This is a genomic window from Methylophaga sp. UBA5088 (assembly GCF_002414625.1).
GTDB classification, from domain to species: domain Bacteria; phylum Pseudomonadota; class Gammaproteobacteria; order Nitrosococcales; family Methylophagaceae; genus Methylophaga; species Methylophaga marina.
Genome location: NZ_DIAC01000030.1, coordinates 17,528 through 21,056, shown reverse-complemented (window position 1 = coordinate 21,056; position 3,529 = coordinate 17,528). Strand labels below are relative to the sequence as shown.

General features: G+C 38.6%; 3 protein-coding genes and 1 pseudogene. All 4 read right to left on the bottom strand.

Annotated features, from left to right (window positions below; genetic code table 11):
• Positions 1–799: pseudogene (locus B4K20_RS03975) on the bottom strand (hypothetical protein); the annotation flags it as partial.
• Between the two features lie 12 nt (positions 800–811).
• A complete protein-coding gene (locus B4K20_RS03970; RefSeq protein ID WP_289281972.1) occupies positions 812–1,720 on the bottom strand; it encodes an NAD-dependent epimerase/dehydratase family protein in 909 nt (302 codons plus the stop codon).
• Position 1,721: 1 nt separating this feature from the next.
• Positions 1,722–2,846: a glycosyltransferase family 4 protein gene (locus tag B4K20_RS03965; RefSeq protein ID WP_289281971.1), complete on the bottom strand. Its 1,125-nt coding sequence runs from the start codon at positions 2,844–2,846 to the stop codon at positions 1,722–1,724.
• A 75-nt stretch (positions 2,847–2,921) separates the two neighbouring features.
• Positions 2,922–3,529: hypothetical protein (locus B4K20_RS03960; RefSeq protein ID WP_289281970.1), on the bottom strand; the 608-nt coding region annotated here is incomplete at its 5' end.

The window sequence follows — 3,529 nt, the reverse complement described above, 5'->3', positions numbered from 1 at the left end:
GTGACATCATCAACACCATGAATAGACCAAATAGACCAAAAACGAGGGACGCTAAACTTTTTTGTAAAACCAAAGCAAATAGACAGGCAGCAACAATATAAAGACTTTTCACAGGAGTGACTTTTTCTTTGTATCTCTTCAATGCTGCGGCGGCAGTTAAACCTGATGCTATAAATATAGCCACCACCAGACCATGCCCCATAAATACCATGGCGCGAAATCCACCCTCTCGATATTGTTGTAACCATGAATGGGGGTAAAAACCATATACGATAGCGTGCAATCGTGGACTCATTCTCACTTCATATAAAACGAAGAATGCATATACAAAGGCCGCCATGGCCAAGTACTTGAATAACAGAACCTGCTTTTCATAAGTACTAAAATACTTAGCACCAAACAGAAATGGAATAATTGTCAGGAAAGTCTGTATGGAATCACTTAGCCCATCATATAAAGACAGACCTTGAATATAGTAATAGCGCTCAGGGTTTGCCAGAGCAGTTAAAAAAGGCACTATCAGACACATTACAAACAGAAATTTAAGAAACGAGTTTAACGCATTAAATCCGAACCGTTTCTTGTTGAAGTATAAATAAACAATAATTGTTAGCGTCGTGAGTGACAACTTATTGAGTGGTGGAATGGCCGGCAAGTCAACCTCAAAAGAGGAAGGCAAGAACATCTGAGCCCCAAGCAGAGCTAATAATATTCCAGCTTCTATACCTTTTCTCCTTATAAGGAGTATGGTCACCAAAGGCCATGAAAATAATGCAAGATAAGCAATAGAGTTAGGCATAAAATAACTTTCCTACACTAACTTCATAGCGTGATTCAGAGTTAAGTGAAGGCCATCATTAAAGCTAGTACTGGGCTGCCAGCCTAATAATTGTTTTGCCTTGTTATTATCCAAAGTGATTTCAGGAATATCAAAATCACGTTTTTCCTGATAATGGAGATTAATTTTTTTTCCAGACTCATTTTGAACTAACTGGATAATGTCATTGAGTGAAACCCCTTCACCACTTGATATATTGAAAGTATCACTTTTTGAATAATTCAAAGCAGAGATGGCGGCATCCGCCACATCAGTCACATAAACATAATCTCGCTTAACACTTCCATCGCCCCAGATTGTTAATGGTTTGCCTGTCAATGCTGCTGCAATGCATGTACCAATAAACCCTTGTACACCTGTGTGTGTTTGGCCTGGCCCGAATGGATTGGATGGCCGTAGAATAACCGCATTGAGACTATATAGTTCAGAATACATATGTAGATATTTTTCTATAGCAAGTTTGACAATGCCATAACTACATACCGGGTGATTAGTATGAGACTCATTGATGGGCAGTACCTCTGGATGCCCATAAACAGTGCCTCCTGATGAAAAGTAGACAATATCTTTTATACCAGATTGCCTCATTATTTCTAAAAGTTTGACGGTATTAACCAAGTTCCCTTGAATATCACTAACAGGGTCTTTGTTCGAAGAACTGGGTACAGAAGTGCTGATAAGATGAATCACTTTATCTACACCTATCAAAGACTCAGATAATGACAAAGTATCTGAGAAATCAGCATTTATAGCCTCAATGCCCGAGAGCTTAAGTCTATCTGCGTGTCTATCAAAAACAGTAACTTGGCAGTTATCCTCAAGTAACTTTTTGACAACATGCTGGCCTATAAAGCCAGTTCCTCCTAGAATCAGAACTTTCAAATCAGAGTCCTAGCTTATTGATAAGTAATTTACGACGTTTGTCTGCGACTTCTTCCCAGAGAAACTGAGTTGCGTGATCGTGAGAGTTTGTCGCCATTTGAACTCTCATAGAAACATCTAATGCTAATTTTTGGATACTCGATATCCATTTTTCTTTATCATGTGGATCGATTATATAACCATCTATACCATCTCGGACGACACCATCGCCCCCCATTGGTGTTACCAGACATGGTAATCCTGCACCTAAAGCTAAATATGTTACCAACGGGCTACCTTCTTCTATGCTGGGTAGGATAAACACATCAGCAGACTGATACATAGAATCTATATCAGCAGTAAAGGGAATAAACTCAATATCACCTCGTTCTGAAAAAGAATCTACCAGCGGTTGTACGCTTGGGTCTATTTTGCCAACCACCATTAACGTCCCATCAACCTTTGCTTTATCCCAGTACTCAAGCAATAAATGAATACCTTTACGTAAAATTACGCTTCCGACAAATAAGAAAACAGGTTTATGTTGACGCTTTTTAGTCACCGGTAACACCTGTTTTGGACTAAGCCCGTACGAGGTAGATAGAATCTTAGACTTATCTACCCCCGATACTATCAGAGACTTTGTCACCTGTGGGCTAGGGCTGAAAATATAATCAGCGAGTGTCAGCTTCGCATGCTCATCTCTAATACTGCTGTCATCAATTAAATGTGTTTTGCCCAAGCCTAAGAGTTGCTCTTCGTTACTTAAAAGTTGTTTCGCTACTTCTTGATGACAATTAATACTCTCAACAACAATTATTTTTCCTTTTCGTTTCAAATATTGAAACGTTTCAAGCGAACATCCTGGCCACAAAATGATGACATCAAACTTTCTCGCGTAACATCGAAATCGCCATTCTGTGTAACGACGTATTTTTTCAATGGAAATGAATTTAGACGCTATTCTTAGTAAAAGTTTTGATTTTATCGCACTTTGAACTAATGGTGATGTTTCTGCAAAATCAGAATCAATTGAAAAAATCTCTGAATGTACCTGATGATTATTCATACCAAGGGCAAGTGAATGAGCTGCAAAACCAATACCGTAGGGGTGAATATAATGATGCAGATAAGATAAAACTTTCATGTATATCCCTGTAACGTAACTTCTTTTTCTTTGTATGAATAGTGTTGAGTCGGCCACTCAAACTCAAGCAGAGTTTTAATATACAGTTTGCTTCAAACGCTTAAAAATTAGCAACATGTAATTGCGCCAAGACAACCATTTTAATGGTGACATAGAGACTAACCTAAAGCCTGATTTAAACGCCTGCTTATAGTCACCAGTATTAAACCAATACCATGACTCAGAAATCAGCTGATTAGTAATATGTTCATCTGCTGTTTTCGTTTCGAGTTCAATACTATCTGGAATTTCTGGTTTTCGCCCCATCATTAAATCATCTTTGCCTACTTCAAGCCTTTGCAAGTGACACTGTTTAGCATAATCCTCAAAGAAAATGCGCCTGCTGTTTAACTGGTTATGGGTAATAGAAAAATGGTGGAGTCTGTACTGATAGAAATTATCTGCAATAAAAAAAATGGCGCCTTGCTGAGAGAGTCTTAACTGTAGATCAATATCTTCCGCTGTTTCAAAAAATGTCCGACAACCACCGATAGCTCTCAATGCCGAAGTCTTCACCATAAAAGTACCAAAATGTGTGATGACCTGACCATCCATAAAATGACTATCAATACATCTCGAGCGCGTATTCTTATGATATTGAATGATATGCCGACCTTTGCTGTCGATAGAAGAGTAGGAGCCAC